This is a genomic window from Haloarcula japonica DSM 6131 (assembly GCF_000336635.1).
GTDB lineage: Archaea > Halobacteriota > Halobacteria > Halobacteriales > Haloarculaceae > Haloarcula > Haloarcula japonica.
Genome location: NZ_AOLY01000041.1, coordinates 1 through 14,946 on the forward strand (window position 1 = coordinate 1; position 14,946 = coordinate 14,946).

Here is a 14,946-nt window from a genome sequence, read left to right on the forward strand (position 1 = left end):
AACACCTCAAGCTCCGTCTGATTCGACCGATATTCGTTTGTAGACGCTCTACATCCCGAAAACGTGGGAAGTTGAGACTACAACGGGTTCAGCGGGACTGTGATGCGTGGTTTCGGACGAATAGATGAGCGGAAACTGATTCAGATCGCTTTCTGACCGGAGGTTATTATTGGATGTTCAACTAATCCGGCGTGTTTCTGAGGCCGCGGGTAGTGTAGCCACTCAGACGCCGTGCTACCATAGGTAGAGGGCCTCGCTATCCGATTCCTGTTTCCTTCTTCAGCAGCGTCAGCGTATTGTCGGCTGTTACGATCGGCGAATGTTCGTACTCGCCAGTCAACTCGACCTGCACGAGCAGATCGACAGCTCGCCAGATCGAGTACAGCAGACACGCGAACGCGAAATAGAAGAATCGCAACCCGAAATCCTTCGACGTTGTCGCGGCCATGAATCGCTTGATCGACCTATACCCACTCTCAATTTCCCACCGGTAGCCATACTCAGTGAGGTGTCCGCTTCCTCGATTCGTCATGAACACCGAGTACTGCCGGTGGTCATCGTGCTCGGAGTCCTCTTTCCGACGGTAGATCAGCGTCGTCTCGTGCCACTCGTTCTTCCCGAGATGGAGTTTCCGATCGGTCTCGTACCGGTCTTGCCCCCGCTGGAGTAATCGTTTTGCCTGAGCTTTCTCACTCGTCTGCATCCGCTTCGGCACGACGTAGGAAAGCCCACGCTGGCTGATCATCTCTAGAATGTGCTGGCTGTCGAACTCCCGATCCATCAGCACATTATCGACGTGAACGAGCTCTTCAGCCGAATCCAGCAAGTCCTCGACGATCTCCTTGCGTGACTCGCCTTTCTGGACTGGGCGGGCATCAAGGACGAGCGGGACAGCGTTACCGACCAACTGGACTGTCGCCCACTGGTAGGCGTATTCGTCGGTCTTCTCCTTCGTTCCGATTATCTCGTCCTCGTGGCCTGCGCGGTCGCCCGTGAAGGGATCATCCTCAGTGATGTCGATTGCGACGATACCCGCCCGGAAGAACTCCTCCGTCCCCGCAAGTTCGTTGGTGAGTTGCTGGACCGCCTGTCGGTACATCTCGCGGATCTGCTCAATGGAGAGATCACGAATCTGGTCGCGATGGCCGTGCCCGAGTGGTGTTCGCTCACGCGTCGATTCGTGGATGAAGCTGCGAGCGCCCTCGTTGGCGGCCAAGTTCTCGCGGAGCCCGAGATAGGTCTGTAAGCCCCAGTAGGCGTTCTCGGGAATCTCACAGTCCTCGCCACGATTGAGCGAGAACGCGGGGAACACGACGCGACTGACGTGGTCGGTGATATTCCCTGCCTCGTCAAGGATGGTCTGGTCATCAGGGTCCGATTCAGTAGCGTCGTCGCTTCGATCTAGGAGGTTTGGTTCTGGCTCGCGTGGTACAGAGACATCCGCGTTCTGCGCTTTGATCAGGATCGTTCGAGCCGCTTTCTGAACCGTCTCGCGAAGCCCATCGGTAAAGCGCGTATGCCAACTGCGCCAGAGTGTCGATTGGTCGGGGACGGACTCCAACTCAAGACGCTCACGGAGTTCGGGATGGCTGTCGAGGTACTTGAGGAGTGCAGTTTCGTGCTCCCATCCGTGGAGTTCCTTCAGGACGAACACGCGAAAGAGCGTGTCCATCTCGTAGCGTGTCAAACCTCCATAGCAGTCGTGGGTGTTGAACTGGAAGTAAGCCAGCGGGAGTGACCAGACGAACTCCTCGACCGAGTCGTGGCTATCGTGGTCGAACCACGTCTCTGAGACTGTCTGCACATCTGATTCCAGCCCCGCGAGCGACGTTCGGTCGTAGAGCGGTGTCGTGTCATAGACTGGCCACGCAACGTGCGGTCGGTGTGCGATCCGCCGAAAGACAGTGCGTCGAGATTCACGAGTCGGTGACACGATAAGAAAATAATTCGATTAATAGCGCCGTTCTGTCGATACGACGCTCTAAGTTGTTGACTAGTACACTTGACAGTCAGGCGTCAGGGTTGCGAGGCATAATCTTAACCGTAGCCGAGCGTGCGCGGTCGCTGATCATCGCGTTCAGGTACTGGCTTCCCTCGTACTTTTCGCGATAGGCTTCGTCGATACGGTCGTTAATCGATCCGTCAACCGGCTCGAAAGTGGCCTCCTTCGTCATGCCAGCGGCTTCAATGCGACCGGCGTTTTCTCGGACTGCAGCCTGATACCAACTAGAGTCCTGACCGTTGTAGGCACGCACGTAGAGGGCGTCATCCACTCGAACAGACCAGATCCACGTTGGCGTGCCGTACGTCTCACCGTCTTCACGGAATGGTGCAACGTGCAGGTCGTCCGATTCAACGATCTCACTCAGTTCTTCTTCTGGCCATTCGGGCATTAGTGGGTTCTCCTCGCAATCGATCGTCCGTATCGTTTCTTACTCGTCGGTACTTCGCTTGCGTGTGATTTCACCGATACCAGCATTCGCAGAGCAGTTCGGACAAGCAAACACGCGACCCGTATCATCACTGAATACCCGTATGAAGCGTTCGGACACGTGGCCGTCGCAGTTCTCACACACTGGCATAGGCTAACACGCGTGCTCCATCACGGAACGCAAGGACCGGTCAGTCGTCATGGTGGCGGGTTTAGCTATCTGACTTCGGGTACTCCTCGTCAGTAACGTGGTCCAGCCAAGTGACGGCTTCTCCGTCTTGCTCCTCTTGGATAGCGATGTGGGTCATCGCGCTCTCCGGCGTCGCGCCGTGCCAGTGTTTCTCGCCCGGGGGGAACCAGACCACGTCGCCCGCTCGGATTCGCTCGATGTCGCCGCCTTCGCGCTGGACGAGCCCGCACCCGCTCGTCACGATCAGTCGCTGACCGAGCGGGTGAGTGTGCCACGCGGTGCGCGCGCCGGGCTCGAAGGTGACGCTCGCCGCCGCCGCGCGGGCCTCGTCCCGCGCGTCGAACAGGGGGTCGATCCGAGCGGCGCCCGTGAAGTAGTCGTCCGGTCCGTCGACGGAGGGGTTCGAACAGTTGCTGGTGATGTCCATGGACAGTACCCGCCCCACGGTTGGCGGCTCTCCGACTTCGGTTTGGTGCTATCTGGAAGGGGCAATTAAGTGGCGGGCCGCCGTCCGGGTCCACCAGTAAGTTTACCGGGTAGCCGGCGCGATACCGACCCATGAGCCGGTTCGGAAACGAGGTCGACGCCGAGACGGAACTCGACAAGAACGTCGAGGGACGCTCTCAGTCCGCCTCGGAGCGGGGACACCTCGGAACGGAGTTCACAGAGCGACTGCTTCCTGCGGAGGCCTTCTCGCTTCTCGGAAACGACACCCGCATCGACATCCTGCAGGCGATGGTGGACGCGGACGCCGACGAGGCCCCGGTCGGCTTCACGGAGCTGTTCGAGCGCGTCGACATCGTCGACAGCGCGAACTTCAACTACCACCTGCAAAAGCTCACGGGCCACTTCATAAAGCAGACCGAGGACGGCTACGAGTTCCGTCACCCGGGTCGAAAAGTCGTGAGTTCAATCTTCGCCGGAACCCTCACCGACCGCGCCCAACTCGGCTTCTTCCCGGTCGACGGGTCGTGCCACGCCTGCGGCGGGGACCTGCACGGGTGGTACGTCGACGAAGTGCTCTCCATCGCCTGCGTCGACTGCACGACGGTCCTCGTGCGGTATCCGTTCCCGCCGGGAGGGATCGACGAGCGAACGCCCGCGGAGTTACTGCAAGCGTTCCACCACTACGTGCGGCACCACTACTGTATGGCCGCCGACGGCGTCTGTCCCGAGTGCACCGGCCCCGTCGAGACCGAACCGATCCGCGACCCGTCGGAGGCCAACAACTTCGACGTGACCGTCGAGCACGCGTGCCAGCGGTGCGGGTACGACCTCCAGTCGAGCGTGGGCGTCAATCTGCTCGACAACGCCGAGGTGCTGGTGTTCCACTCCGAGCGCGGCATCGACCTGAGCACGGAGCCGTTCTGGCACTTCGAGTGGTGCGTGAGCGACGAGCACACCGAGATCGTCTCCGAGGACCCGCTCCGCCTGCGCGTCACCATCCAGTGTGAGGGGGACGAACTGCACGTCGTGTTGGACGAGACCCTCTCGGTGGTCGAAACGGCGAGACGCGAGCACCTCACGTACTGAGCGGATCAGACTCGGGCGCCGCGGGAAACGTCGAAGCGGCGAGGCGGGGACGACCGACGTGATGCCTACCGGTCGAAGAAGGGGGCTGTCCCCGGTCGGCGCTTACTCGAAGAGCTCGACGGCCTGTTCGTAGCGGGCGCTGGGTTCGTTCCAGTCGACGACCTCGAAGAAGGCGTCGACGAAGTCGCCGCGGGCGGGGCCGTAGTCGTGGTAGTAGGAGTGCTCCCAGACGTCGAGCGCGAGGATGGGGTGACTGCCCCAGAGCGCGCCCTGGTCGTGCTTGTCGACGACGACGTTCCGAAGCTGGTTCGAGAACGAGTCGTAGACAAGGAGCGCCCAGCCGCCGGCGTTCGAGGCGGCGGCCTCGAACTCGCCCTTCCAGGCCTCGTAGGAGCCGAAGTCCTCGGCGATCCGGTCGGCGAGTTCACCCGCGGGCTCGTCGCCGCCCTCCGGCGACATCGAGTTCCAGAACAGGTCGTGGAGGATGTGACCGCTCCCGTTGTGGGTCACGTTCCGGATCGCTCCCGCCGACGACGAGAAGTCTCCCGCCTCGCGGTTCGCCTCGAGCGTCTCCTCGGCCGAATTCCAGCCGTTCACGTAGCCCTGATGGTGCGTGTCGTGGTGCCACGTCAGCACCTGCTCGGAGATGTGCGGTTCCAGCGCGTCGTAGTCGTACGGAAGGGGATCGAGTTCGTAGTCCGTCATTCTGTCACCAGTATCGTCCACGGGCGGGACGGATATGAGCGTTTTCTGTACTGCGATACGGTAGGATAGTTGTCATATGTTCGAGTGTCGGACCGGGTCGCTCTCGGCGGTGTCGCACGGGAGGCCGGTGTGACCCCGGAAGCGCCGAATTCGACGGGGCCGGCGGAGTCCAGAGAGGCGCGGAGAGTCGCTACGCCGAGGGGTCCTCGGACCGGTTCGGAGCGCTGAGGGTGACAGAGAGCAGTTGCTGTTCGCCGCGGCGGAGCAGTCCCGACATCGACGGCTGTGAGATGTCCAACTCGTCAGCGAGCGCTTCGGCGGTGGTCTGTCGCGGACGCTCGTAATACCCCCGAGAGAGCGCGAGCATCAACGCCTCGCACTGTCGTTCGGTCAATCCGTACGGCGCCGAATCCGCCGATGGGGCAACGTCGTAGTCGACCGAGACGACCTCCACCGAGATGCCGTTACTCTCGCAGGCGGTCTGGAACTCGGCGAGGGCAGTGTAGTCCTCGAATAGCTTCTCTTCGAGCCAGCCGTCCGGCGTGACGGTTATCGAATCCATTAGCACCGCGTCCGGGCTCGCCTCGAACGCCTCGACGATGGAGTCGTCCAGCCGGACGGTTAGCTTGAGCACGGCTGTGCCGCTCGCTCTCCCGAGCTCCGTCGCTTCGACCACCTCGTCCAGCGCCGAAAGCGCCGTTGCGGAGGCGCCGTCGGCGTCGTCGACCTCGACCACGAACATCCGGAGCTCCGGTCGTATCCGAAGTGCGTGGACGCACGAGAGCCGATCCGACTGCAACGCTCCGACGACACCGACGAGCGGTAGCGAGGGCGAACTGAGGCGGAGTTCGGTTCGGATGGTCATCGGTGGTTCGTCGCCTCGATTCGCGGCGAACGCTCGGCCGCCGACGGTTCGCGTGCCGGTGCCGCGCTCCCGCGGTAGGCGGTCGCCCCGAACATCGGCACGGGACGGGACGCGTCGGGCGCGTTGGTCCTCTCAGTTCGGCTGCGGCGTGAACTCATAGCGCAGAATAGATCGACGATGGCTCGGTGAGCCCGCTACTCGTCGAGCTTCACCATGACCTTGACCGCCTCTCGCTCGTCCATCGCCCGGTACCCCTCGGGAACGCGGTCGAGGTCGACGGTCTTCGTGAAGATCGGCGACGGATCGAGGGTCCCCTGAAGCACGTCGTCCATCAGGTCCTCGGCGTAGTTCCGCACGGGGGCGGGACCGCCGGTGAACGAGGCGTTGCTGTAAAACAGCGGCGCGAGGAACGCCGCGCTCTCGACGTGCGGCACGCCGACGTACCCGACGTTCCCGCCGGGGCGGACCACCTCGGCGGCAGTTTCGAGCGACGACGCCGCCCCGACGCACTCGAGGACGTGATTCGCGCCCCCGTTGGTGAGCGCTCGGGCCTCCTCGACGGCCTCCTCACCGCGTGCCGAGACGACGTCGGTCGCCCCGAACTCCTGGGCGATGTCGAGACGGTCCTCGTGATGGCCCATCGCGATGACGCGCTCGGCCCCGAGGCGCTTCGCTGCGAGGACGCCACAGAGGCCGACCGCGCCGTCACCGATGACCACGGCCGTATCGCCTGCGCCGACGTCCGCGCTCACGGCGGCGTGGTGACCCGTCGCCATCACGTCGGTCAGCGGGAGCAGGGATTCGAGGGTCTCCTCGTCGTCGGCGTACCGCTCAGGGACGCGGACGAGCGTCCCGTTGGCGAGGGGGACGCGAAGCTTTTCGGCCTGGGCTCCGCCCCCGCCGTGCGGGCCCCAAAAGCCCCCGTTCACGCACGAGGTGTGGAGCCCCTTGCGACAGAACTCACACTCCCCGCAACTGATCGCGAACGGGGCGAACACTCGGTCGCCCGGCTGGACGTGGCGAACCTCCTCGCCGACTTCCTCGACGATTCCCATCGGCTCGTGGCCGACAGGTGACCCCGGTTCGTGCTCTTCTTCACCGCGGTAAAACCAGAGATCCGAACCACAGATTGCAGTGTGAGTGACACGGATTATCGCGTCTTTCGGATCCTCTAGTTCGGGTTCGGGTCGCTCTTCGATACGTATCTCACCCGGACCGTGATAGGTCGCTGCCTTCATGATTTGTTGGCCGAGTTAAACAACGGTCTCGTATTCCATGGAAGGAGTGCTATCAACATAGCCTATTTAAGTGGTCTGCGTCAGACAGAGACGGTTCTTTAGACAATCAACGGTGAAGAATGGAAGTTCCACCACCGAGTAGTGAAAACTAGGTCTCCCTGGCCTACCTAGAGACCATTTCTAACGGTACTTGAGAGTCAAGTGAAGACGCGATGAGTTGCCGTTCACCACGACGAAGGAGAGTTGACAGCGACGGTTGTGAAATCCCGAGTTCCTGGGCAAGCTCCTCAGCTGTGACTTGTCGCGGACTCTCGTAATACCCACGAGAGATAGCAAGTGTCAGGGCCTCTCGTTGGCGGTCGGTCAATCCATCTTCTGACTGGTTGTCAGACGAGGACGGGTCGGGAGATATCGAGAGGAGGTCAAGAGAAATACCGTGGTCTTCACAACTTTTCCGGAATGCATTAAAATTCTCATAGTCTCTGAAAACCTTCGTTTCGTGCCACCCTTCAGTAGTGACAGTCGTCGGTTCCAACTCTACTCCCTCGAAGTCCGGTTCGAACGCCTGCGAGACGGATTCCTCTAGCTCGACAGTAAGTCTATAAACAGTCTTATCACTCGTTTCCCCCACCAGCTCCGCCTCCATGATTTCGTCAAGATCCAATAGCTCCTCCTCGGAGACCTTATCGTCTTGATCGAATCTTGCGGAAAATATCTGGACATCCGGTTGTAGACAGAGCGCGTGCGTACTTTCGATTGTATCGACTTGGATCGAATTTGGGATACTGACAAGTGGAAGAGATGGCGAGCGGAGGACAAACTCAGTGGTGACAGTCATGGCGAGAATGTACGCCGCCCGGACGCTTAATCTTCTGGGTCCCGCTTGGATGCTGCCGGCGGTGCCGTTCTGTCACCGGTTATCGGCCAGTTGACCGCCTTGTGTTTGACGAGGTCACGATCCTCCACCGCGAAAGGAAGTGCTGGCTGCACCCTCATTGACGCGTTCTGAGGGTTGATTTCGCGAGTCTTGAAATCTCCAGTCGGCAACGGGGAATCCGAGGAATTGAGCAAGCACAGAGGTTTCTTCAAGTTTCCTTCATTCGCGTTTCTGAAGGTGTTCCGATTGGTTAGATCAATCGATTGTAATATTGTTACAATCGAGAGGTACGGAACGCTGAAGCAGAGATCTCATTAATCACGAAGGTGTTCGAGAACCGTATGCATTGAGAGAGGCAGTCTCAACTACCCCGCGACCGCCGTACGGCCCCGGTTCCGAGAATAATCGCGAGACTGCAAGCAGATAGCTTGCTACACAATCTACATAATGTACAATGCGCACAAAATCTGAATGGTGAGGAAAATCAGCCAAATCCAATGTTAGTCGTTCGTAGCTTGCTCGCTCAGCATCTCCACAACTTCCTGGACACGTTCCTCATCGGCTTCGATACCACGCTCCCGGAGGATCTGGAGGGCGACCTCATCACCGTGGTCCGCAATTACCCGGAGACACGCATCTTGAAACTCTCTTCCCTCAAATTCGGGAACATCAAACATAGAGCACGCAGCAGTTACCGATGATCGCATCCGGGTGACGCCATTCCACGTGTCCTCCCGGACATAGAAGCCGTGCATATCGGTCTCATCAAAGGAGAAGGCCGGTCCACCGGTGGATTCGTCCACATCCTCCTCATCCTGCTCAGGAATGGACTCAGTCTCCGACTCTGTGTCCTCAGGAATTATCTCTTCATCCGGTTGCGGTTCATCCTGGGTGTCAGTACGTTCGTCGTCATCCGATTCGGCTCCTTCCTCCGTTTGTTTGAGCTGTTCAGCGACGTCCCCGAAACGGTCGTCCTCATTAGGCATGGCTGTGTTCCTCCACGAGGTCCGCTAAGTGGTCGAAATTCGGGATCTGGTCACAATCTTCGTCGAACTCCGAGACCGGCATTCCTTGCTTGAACGCGCGGGAAATTGCGGTCCGTTCGCGAATCCCTGGCTTCGGAATACTATCGATGGTGCGTCCCGAATCATCGAGGGCATCGAAGATCTCCGGGTCCACACGAGCGTACTCGGGGACGAATGAACCGAACTCCCGGTTGAGATTTTCAACGAGAGTCCGATGCTCGTTGCGTTGTCCCATTGTTTCGCGAATCATATTCGGAGTGACTGCGAGGATATCCAACCCGATATTCTGCCGGATTGGGGAGATCTGGCGTTCAATCATCTTATTGAGGCCGTTGATCGAGCCAGCACGCGGGATTAGCGGGATTATGACGCGCTGGACGGCGATGAGGGCGTTGTCGGAGAGTTTCCCACGGCCGCCTGCGGCATCAATTATCACGTAGTCGTATCCGTTTTGAATGAGCGGATCGACAACGTTCCGCCGAAGCTTCACATCTGCGAACCGTTCGTCCTTCAGCCTCGTCTCAACATTCTCGAGCTCGTTACTCGACGGGAGGAGGTGAACGCCGAAGTCCGTCTCGATAAGCAGGTCTTCGGGGTCCTCACCATCGATAAGGGCGTCACCGAGGTTCGCATCTCGGTCGTACGCATCGTCGTATCCCAACTGGGTCGTCATGTGTCCGTCCTTATCCAGATCCAATAGTACCGTCTCATGGCCACGAGCAGCGAGTCGATCAGCGATGTTGAGCGCGATCGTGGATTTCCCTACCCCTCCCTTGAGCAACGAGACAGCTGCTCCGGGGAGCCCTTCAAACTCGTCAGCACTCATAGCTCAGCACCCCGTGAGAAGCAGATTTTGTACATTTTGTAGGTAATGTACATTGGGTAGATGTTGAAGGTTGCGCGAGTTTTGTCGATAGTGTACGTTTTGTACGGGTCATACGCGGTCTATGAAGCTCGTCCATCTTAATTCTGTGTCAGACAGATTGCGTACGCCATCTACATAATCTACATTTTGTACATTATGTAGATTGTTGGCACAATCTCGATTGGCATAATCACCGTCGACCTCTACGCAATCTACATAATTTAGATTATCAGCATTTCATACGTATTCATCGCAATCTTTGCCACCCACACGAATCAATTGAAGAAGCCCAATTTGAATTATCTACATTATCCACATTATGCAGATTGCTATGAGATCTACATTCTTCAGTCATTCAATGGGAGAGTCCTGAGTGATAGAACTCAGACAGAGCCGTTCTACCCCGTCTTCTAGTAAGACTTTTAACTGTTACCGGATTATTGGTAACCACCAGATGTATGAGGTTCTCGACGACACCGCGGCGCAGGTCATCCTCACCATCGAGAGTGGTGACTCCATCCGCCGTGTCGCCCAACACCTCCACACGCCCTACGAGACAGTGAGACAGGCCGTCAATCGGCTGGAAGACGCAGGCTACGTTTCCTATGACGACGGCCTCACTGTCGTCGACGAGCGCGTACGCGACGCAGCGCTCGATCTCGTCGCTGCCAGCGCCGGCGTCAGTCCACCCTCCATCGAGGAAACGTACGTCATCCCACAGTTCAGTGACTGGACGTTCGCGTTCACGCGGATCGACGCCGTCTACGTGTGGACTCAGGGCGGCTACCAGGTCGGTCGCGAGCCCGACGACTATCCACTGTTCCTGGCTGTTCGTGAGCATGACGTCGACGCCTGGGAGACATTTTTCGAGTGGTTCGACCTCCCGACCGCATTCGAGCGACAGCCCCGAGACGAGTTGGACGGACCGCTGCAGATCGTCCTCGAGCCACGCCCGTCACTCGACATCGAGCACGTCGAAGGGTACCCGGTGATCCCGAGAGTAGAGACGATCGAGTATATGCGCGAGAACTACGCCCAGTTCCAGTCGGGGCTGGCGATGCTCGACCGGATGTACGAGGACCTCGACCTCGGCGTCACGTATCGAGAGACCGAACGGGCACAGTCATGAGCTTCAACAACCGAAGTGACGCGCTCATCGAACTGCTCGAGGAGCTCACCCAACAGGGTCACGAGTACGTTCTTGTTGGCGGCTACGCTGTCTCAGCGTTCAATGCTCGCTTCTCCACGGACCTCGATATCGTCGTCGCGCCGGACTCCAAGGCTGACTTCGTCGAGTTCCTCGAACAGCAGGGATTCGAGGAAACGGACAGTCACGCCAAGAAATGGTTCTACGACACCGAAGTAATCGAGTACGAGAAGCGGCTCACGCCGCAGCAGCCGATCGGCTTCGATCTCCTGGTAAACGGACTCGGGTGTCGCCAGACGGAGGCACAGTGGTCGTTCGACTACCTGTACGACCACAGCCACCAACAGGAGGTGAGCGGGGGCACAGTGACGACGACGGCCAGAGTCATCGATGGGGCCGTCCTCGTGGCGGCAAAGCTCCACAGTGGCCGAGAAACGGACCTCCGAGACGTCTTGGCAGTGGCTGAAGAGATCGACCTCGACGCTGTCACGCCCCATCTGCGGCGAGGGGACGACGATGAGCTCCGGGAGCAACTTGAGCGTGGTCTGGAGATCTTGGAGAGTGACGAACTCAAGCACGGATTTCGGAGTGACTTCGGGGCCTCAGCTGTCTCAGAAGAAACGGTCACCGCTCTCCAAGAGTATCTGTCTGCACAGATTGACCACCTGAGCTGAATCGGTCGGGACTCCCTTGACCAGAAGTGAAGATAAGGCCCTTCAGCGGTGCTTGCAGTCAGTCAAAAAATTGGAGGGGCGGTGTCAGTCGACCGTCGCTAACACACGGACATCCGTAGCTGAGTGTCGTTCCCGTTCAGTTCGAGCGCCGTGCTCGCGGAGGAACTCCTCAATACGGTCGGCAAGGGACTCCGCATCCTCCCTATCGACGTGGACGATCAGCGTCGGTCGCTCCTTGTCGCTGTTCTCAATCACGAGCGAGACATCCGAGAATTCGTCCGGCGGTCTATACGCCTCGAACTCATCGGCGACCTGGTCGGCCAGGTCGTCGAGTACCTTAATCGGTTCCTTTGTCATAGATTGAATTTCGGCCTTGAAGGTTGTGCCATCGCGAACGCGTGAAGAAAACGTGACGTGACTTTCAGAACCACCTCCATCAGACAAACTCGAACGGAGCCTTCTCACACCGATGGTTTACCGAGAAGAAGACTGATCCACAGAAGGGACAATGGGTTAGAGTGCTCGCGGATCGCTACCGACGATGCTCGCAAACGCGACGTTCTCCTGAACTTGTTCGATTTCGACTGTTGGCTCGTCGCCGGGTTGAGCGCCGGGAACGATCACGACGTACCCCCGTTCGACTTTCGCAATACCGTCTCCTTGATCACCGACGGTTTCGATTGTCACGTCGCGCACTTCTCCCTCATCAACAGGAGGACCAGATGAATCGTTGCTCGTGCTCCCCTGAGAGGCGGGATGCCGTGGGCTCTGTGGAGATGTTGATTCAGCTTCGGAGGATGAATCAAGAAGAGCGATGCGGTACGTTTCATCAACAGTCAGCGCCCCATGCTTGATCTCACTCGGAGGAATCTCGATGACGAATGTGCCATCCTCCTCCTTAATTTTCGCAGTGAACAGCGAACACAGGGAGTCTGAGATTTCTACCATAACTGGGTTTGATACTGGATACAATTAATCGGTCTCTTTGAGAAGGAGCGAACTGGATCAGCTGTCATCAGCTAGTTCTTCCCAAGGAATGTCTCGCTTGTGGACTACAGCGAGCTTCGAGTCGTCATCATCGTCCATTGCACTAAGACCACGCTGGACAAGAGTGTGAACCTGTCCAGCAGACTCCGGGAACGAAAATTGGTCATCCTCCGCGTCAGCACGGAGTTCCAGATAATGGAGGTACAACCTGAACGTCGTATCTGCTCCGATAGGCCACCAAATCGTCCCTATCTGCTCATCTACCTGATTGTCCCAATGCTCTATGAGTTCACGGATATCGTCGACGAGCTCCTCCCCGGAGGTGCGAAGGCGGAGGGAGTATTCCCGATCCCGCTCCATATCTTCGACTATATCCTGAAGGAAAGGCTCAGCCTCCAAGGCGGTAGGTGAGGTCTGATCCGCTTCTAGAAGATGTTCTAACGCCCGAATTTCTTCACGCCGAGCGGCTACAGCGTATGCGACATTGTACTTGTCCTCGGGGAAGATTTCGTGCTGACTCGGTTGCTGTGCCTGAGGGACAGTATCCCCAGTGGATGAGCTAAATAAGGTCTCAAAGAGTCCCATACGCTTCGTCCGGAGGGCACCCATAAGTACTTCCTGTCAGAGTGGACCTCAGCTCCGGCGACAGTGTACCTTCTTACCAGTCGTTGCGTAATCAGAGGATCTCGTGTGAATCCTGACCGACTTGGGAACGCGTATGAAACTCATCCAAAATATAGAGGATTGAAACATCAAATAATGACGTCAGCTGTTGCTGATATCGGACAATGTCTTTCTTATCTCCGGTCACAATACGCTGAAGCACATCGCGTTCTGCAAGCCCTATTGCGTCAAGAAGCCACTGAGAGTCTACTGGAGGAATCCGGGACTCCCGAATTCCGATGTGCTCCTTGACTAGACCGCGAGCGCGCTCCTGATCGTCATAAGTTGACGACATGACGTGGACAGCATCCATTAGTGCGTCTTTCCGCTCCTTTGCGTCGTGGAGAACACGATCTCGAAGATCTTCCACACACCGTTTCGCATTCCGTGGGGTGATTTCACGCGAGGAGAAGTAGTTCTGGAAGTGCCGAACAAAGTGTGGCTTGGCCTGACTTCGAACCTCAATATTATCGAAGAAAATCTCTAAGATCCTCTCAAAGGAAAGCCCATCGTAGCGCTGTAAATCGATTTCTCGATTGTACATTGGGATATTATCCTCGACATTCTCTTGAAAGTCTTCAAGAACGGTCCCGAACACGCCATCGGTATCGTCAGGGTCAACCTGTAGCTGATCGGGGTCGGACATAACTCGAGGCGCTCCTTGTGGACGGCTGCAATACTCGTAGATTACAAACTCACTCGTGAAGAGCGTGTTATGACCGTCTAGGATACGCTCTGCTTCTACGGCCCACCGGTCGTGAGAAAACGTGAGTCCAATGAGGACGTTAGTGTCTACGAAGTATCGAGTCATTGGCCCGGATGGAGATCTTCGTGCGCAATTCCCCGGCGTTCAAGAATCGGAGCAACAAGTTCGTCAGCTGCACTCCATTCAGATTCGAGTTCGGTCGCTAATCCAGAAAATTTCGCATCAAGGTCTTCCTCTTCGAATTCGTCAAGTTTCTGGATCGCAGAACTCCGAGCCTCCTCAAACGAGGTTATACCGAGGTTCCCACGGACCTCTTCCGGAGACATTCCCTGGGCATGCCGTTGAGCAAGCTCGAGTGCAAAGATACGCCAGAACGTTACATTCACCGTCATCAATCTGGAGGGGTCAGGAGAATGCGAATGGAGTTCTCGAGTGACCGCGTTATACCACTTGATTAGTGGTCGATCATACTCCGGAAATCGGTCGTTTGGAAATGATTCAAAAGTGTCGTGGACGGAGCTGAGTACCGATTCTCTGCTTGGGTCAACCTCAAAGAAATCGTGATACTCCGTATGTAACGTTCGTATTTTCTTATCTAACTCCCGAAAATCCCGCTGAACCTGATACGGTGCATCATCATACATTCGGTCTGTGAGCCATTCTAATCCATGTTCGTAATATTCAGCGAGAGCCTCTGAGACAACAGAACGTAGGCGATCTTCAAGTCCGGGCTCGTTAATACTGGCTGAGGGGACAGTCGAGGGCGTTGCTGGAGAGACAGTACCAAAGAGATACCAATAATACGGAATCTCGATGTCCAATTCTTGCTCTGCAGATTTGACGTCAATACGATAGAGGAGCTTGTGAAGGGACTTTTTCGGCAGCGCATCCGCGGCCCCTCGTTCATGATTGAGGAGGCGCAGAGTCGTTCCCAAGTCCCGACGGTTCATTATCCCCAATATATACCGCTCGGATTATAGAAGTATCGTCGGATCCCAGTAGACTATCCAACGACTGAGGGAAAAGTAATTCACACGAGA

The 14,946-nt window shown here is 57.5% G+C and carries 19 protein-coding genes; 3 read left to right on the forward strand and 16 right to left on the reverse strand.

Annotated elements, in window-relative coordinates:
- Positions 1-256 precede the first annotated feature (256 nt).
- The 4 genes from C444_RS17800 to C444_RS17810 form a co-directional block, all read right to left on the reverse strand.
- Entirely contained in the window at positions 257-1,933 is a 1,677-nt protein-coding gene (locus C444_RS17800; protein WP_004594442.1) for a transposase, read from the reverse strand.
- A 76-nt stretch (positions 1,934-2,009) separates the two neighbouring features.
- Complete coding sequence (locus tag C444_RS17805; protein WP_004594443.1) at positions 2,010-2,393, reverse strand: DUF2255 family protein; 384 nt, start codon at positions 2,391-2,393, stop codon at positions 2,010-2,012.
- 39 nt (positions 2,394-2,432) lie between these two features.
- Positions 2,433-2,582: a DUF7563 family protein gene (locus C444_RS23290; RefSeq protein ID WP_425557115.1), complete on the reverse strand. Its 150-nt coding sequence runs from the start codon at positions 2,580-2,582 to the stop codon at positions 2,433-2,435.
- 61 nt (positions 2,583-2,643) lie between these two features.
- On the reverse strand, positions 2,644-3,048 hold the full coding sequence (locus C444_RS17810) for a (R)-mandelonitrile lyase (RefSeq protein WP_004594444.1): 405 nt from the start codon (positions 3,046-3,048) through the stop codon (positions 2,644-2,646).
- 131 nt (positions 3,049-3,179) lie between these two features.
- Here C444_RS17810 and C444_RS17815 point away from each other — a divergent pair, with 131 nt between their 5' ends.
- Positions 3,180-4,154, forward strand: a complete 975-nt coding sequence (locus C444_RS17815) for a winged helix-turn-helix domain-containing protein (protein ID WP_004594445.1) — start codon at positions 3,180-3,182, stop codon at positions 4,152-4,154.
- A 102-nt stretch (positions 4,155-4,256) separates the two neighbouring features.
- Here the strand turns inward: C444_RS17815 and sod are convergent, their stop codons facing one another.
- The 7 genes from sod to C444_RS17845 all read right to left on the reverse strand — a co-directional run bounded on the left by sod (position 4,257) and on the right by C444_RS17845 (position 9,690).
- Positions 4,257-4,859 carry a superoxide dismutase gene (gene sod / locus C444_RS17820; protein WP_004594446.1) on the reverse strand — a complete coding sequence of 201 codons (603 nt, stop codon included), beginning with the start codon at positions 4,857-4,859 and terminating at the stop codon, positions 4,257-4,259.
- Positions 4,860-5,049: 190 nt separating this feature from the next.
- Entirely contained in the window at positions 5,050-5,724 is a 675-nt protein-coding gene (locus tag C444_RS17825; protein WP_004594447.1) for a helix-turn-helix domain-containing protein, read from the reverse strand.
- Positions 5,721-5,882, reverse strand: coding sequence for a hypothetical protein (locus C444_RS22065; protein ID WP_161607613.1), 162 nt, complete (start codon positions 5,880-5,882; stop codon positions 5,721-5,723). The genes C444_RS17825 and C444_RS22065 overlap by 4 nt, the downstream gene beginning before the upstream one ends.
- A 36-nt stretch (positions 5,883-5,918) precedes the next feature.
- Positions 5,919-6,962, reverse strand: coding sequence for a zinc-dependent alcohol dehydrogenase family protein (locus C444_RS17830; RefSeq protein WP_004594448.1), 1,044 nt, complete (start codon positions 6,960-6,962; stop codon positions 5,919-5,921).
- Positions 6,963-7,125: 163 nt separating this feature from the next.
- Entirely contained in the window at positions 7,126-7,800 is a 675-nt protein-coding gene (locus tag C444_RS17835) for a helix-turn-helix domain-containing protein (protein WP_004594449.1), read from the reverse strand.
- 539 nt (positions 7,801-8,339) lie between these two features.
- Positions 8,340-8,825 (reverse strand): hypothetical protein, encoded by a 486-nt coding sequence (locus C444_RS17840; RefSeq protein ID WP_004594450.1) that lies wholly within the window; start codon positions 8,823-8,825, stop codon positions 8,340-8,342.
- Positions 8,818-9,690: a ParA family protein gene (locus C444_RS17845; protein WP_004594451.1), complete on the reverse strand. Its 873-nt coding sequence runs from the start codon at positions 9,688-9,690 to the stop codon at positions 8,818-8,820. The genes C444_RS17840 and C444_RS17845 overlap by 8 nt, the downstream gene beginning before the upstream one ends.
- Before the next feature lie 493 nt (positions 9,691-10,183).
- Here C444_RS17845 and C444_RS17850 point away from each other — a divergent pair, with 493 nt between their 5' ends.
- Both C444_RS17850 and C444_RS17855 read left to right on the forward strand, forming a co-directional pair.
- Positions 10,184-10,858 carry a helix-turn-helix domain-containing protein gene (locus C444_RS17850; protein WP_004594452.1) on the forward strand — a complete coding sequence of 225 codons (675 nt, stop codon included), beginning with the start codon at positions 10,184-10,186 and terminating at the stop codon, positions 10,856-10,858.
- Positions 10,855-11,550: a nucleotidyltransferase domain-containing protein gene (locus C444_RS17855; RefSeq protein WP_004594453.1), complete on the forward strand. Its 696-nt coding sequence runs from the start codon at positions 10,855-10,857 to the stop codon at positions 11,548-11,550. The genes C444_RS17850 and C444_RS17855 overlap by 4 nt, the downstream gene beginning before the upstream one ends.
- 84 nt (positions 11,551-11,634) lie before the next feature.
- On the opposite strand, the gene C444_RS17860 is transcribed toward C444_RS17855, so the two are convergent.
- From C444_RS17860 to C444_RS17880, 5 genes are all read right to left on the reverse strand, one after another.
- Entirely contained in the window at positions 11,635-11,907 is a 273-nt protein-coding gene (locus C444_RS17860; RefSeq protein ID WP_004594454.1) for a hypothetical protein, read from the reverse strand.
- A 156-nt stretch (positions 11,908-12,063) separates the two neighbouring features.
- The gene (locus C444_RS17865) at positions 12,064-12,498 is read right to left on the reverse strand and encodes a TRAM domain-containing protein (RefSeq protein ID WP_049909604.1); all 435 of its coding nucleotides are present in this window, start codon (positions 12,496-12,498) and stop codon (positions 12,064-12,066) included.
- A gap of 57 nt (positions 12,499-12,555) precedes the next feature.
- Complete coding sequence (locus C444_RS17870) at positions 12,556-13,122, reverse strand: hypothetical protein (RefSeq protein ID WP_239641333.1); 567 nt, start codon at positions 13,120-13,122, stop codon at positions 12,556-12,558.
- Between the two features lie 91 nt (positions 13,123-13,213).
- On the reverse strand, positions 13,214-13,846 hold the full coding sequence (locus tag C444_RS17875) for a hypothetical protein (protein ID WP_239641334.1): 633 nt from the start codon (positions 13,844-13,846) through the stop codon (positions 13,214-13,216).
- Between the two features lie 161 nt (positions 13,847-14,007).
- Entirely contained in the window at positions 14,008-14,856 is an 849-nt protein-coding gene (locus C444_RS17880; protein ID WP_004594457.1) for a hypothetical protein, read from the reverse strand.
- Positions 14,857-14,946: the final 90 nt, after the last annotated feature.

Coding starts and splice junctions, on each gene's coding strand:
- C444_RS17810 (WP_004594444.1), bottom strand. CDS start 3,048: ATGGACATCACCAGCAACTGTTCGAACCCCTCCGTCGACGGACCGGAC.
- C444_RS17860 (WP_004594454.1), bottom strand. CDS start 11,907: ATGACAAAGGAACCGATTAAGGTACTCGACGACCTGGCCGACCAGGTC.
- C444_RS17865 (WP_049909604.1), bottom strand. CDS start 12,498: ATGGTAGAAATCTCAGACTCCCTGTGTTCGCTGTTCACTGCGAAAATT.
- sod (WP_004594446.1), bottom strand. CDS start 4,859: ATGACGGACTACGAACTCGATCCCCTTCCGTACGACTACGACGCGCTG.
- C444_RS22065 (WP_161607613.1), bottom strand. CDS start 5,882: ATGAGTTCACGCCGCAGCCGAACTGAGAGGACCAACGCGCCCGACGCG.
- C444_RS17855 (WP_004594453.1), top strand. CDS start 10,855: ATGAGCTTCAACAACCGAAGTGACGCGCTCATCGAACTGCTCGAGGAG.
- C444_RS17875 (WP_239641334.1), bottom strand. CDS start 13,846: ATGTCCGACCCCGATCAGCTACAGGTTGACCCTGACGATACCGATGGC.
- C444_RS17840 (WP_004594450.1), bottom strand. CDS start 8,825: ATGCCTAATGAGGACGACCGTTTCGGGGACGTCGCTGAACAGCTCAAA.
- C444_RS17805 (WP_004594443.1), bottom strand. CDS start 2,393: ATGCCCGAATGGCCAGAAGAAGAACTGAGTGAGATCGTTGAATCGGAC.
- C444_RS17825 (WP_004594447.1), bottom strand. CDS start 5,724: ATGACCATCCGAACCGAACTCCGCCTCAGTTCGCCCTCGCTACCGCTC.
- C444_RS17835 (WP_004594449.1), bottom strand. CDS start 7,800: ATGACTGTCACCACTGAGTTTGTCCTCCGCTCGCCATCTCTTCCACTT.
- C444_RS17830 (WP_004594448.1), bottom strand. CDS start 6,962: ATGAAGGCAGCGACCTATCACGGTCCGGGTGAGATACGTATCGAAGAG.
- C444_RS17845 (WP_004594451.1), bottom strand. CDS start 9,690: ATGAGTGCTGACGAGTTTGAAGGGCTCCCCGGAGCAGCTGTCTCGTTG.
- C444_RS23290 (WP_425557115.1), bottom strand. CDS start 2,582: ATGCCAGTGTGTGAGAACTGCGACGGCCACGTGTCCGAACGCTTCATA.
- C444_RS17850 (WP_004594452.1), top strand. CDS start 10,184: ATGTATGAGGTTCTCGACGACACCGCGGCGCAGGTCATCCTCACCATC.
- C444_RS17870 (WP_239641333.1), bottom strand. CDS start 13,122: ATGGGACTCTTTGAGACCTTATTTAGCTCATCCACTGGGGATACTGTC.
- C444_RS17880 (WP_004594457.1), bottom strand. CDS start 14,856: ATGAACCGTCGGGACTTGGGAACGACTCTGCGCCTCCTCAATCATGAA.
- C444_RS17815 (WP_004594445.1), top strand. CDS start 3,180: ATGAGCCGGTTCGGAAACGAGGTCGACGCCGAGACGGAACTCGACAAG.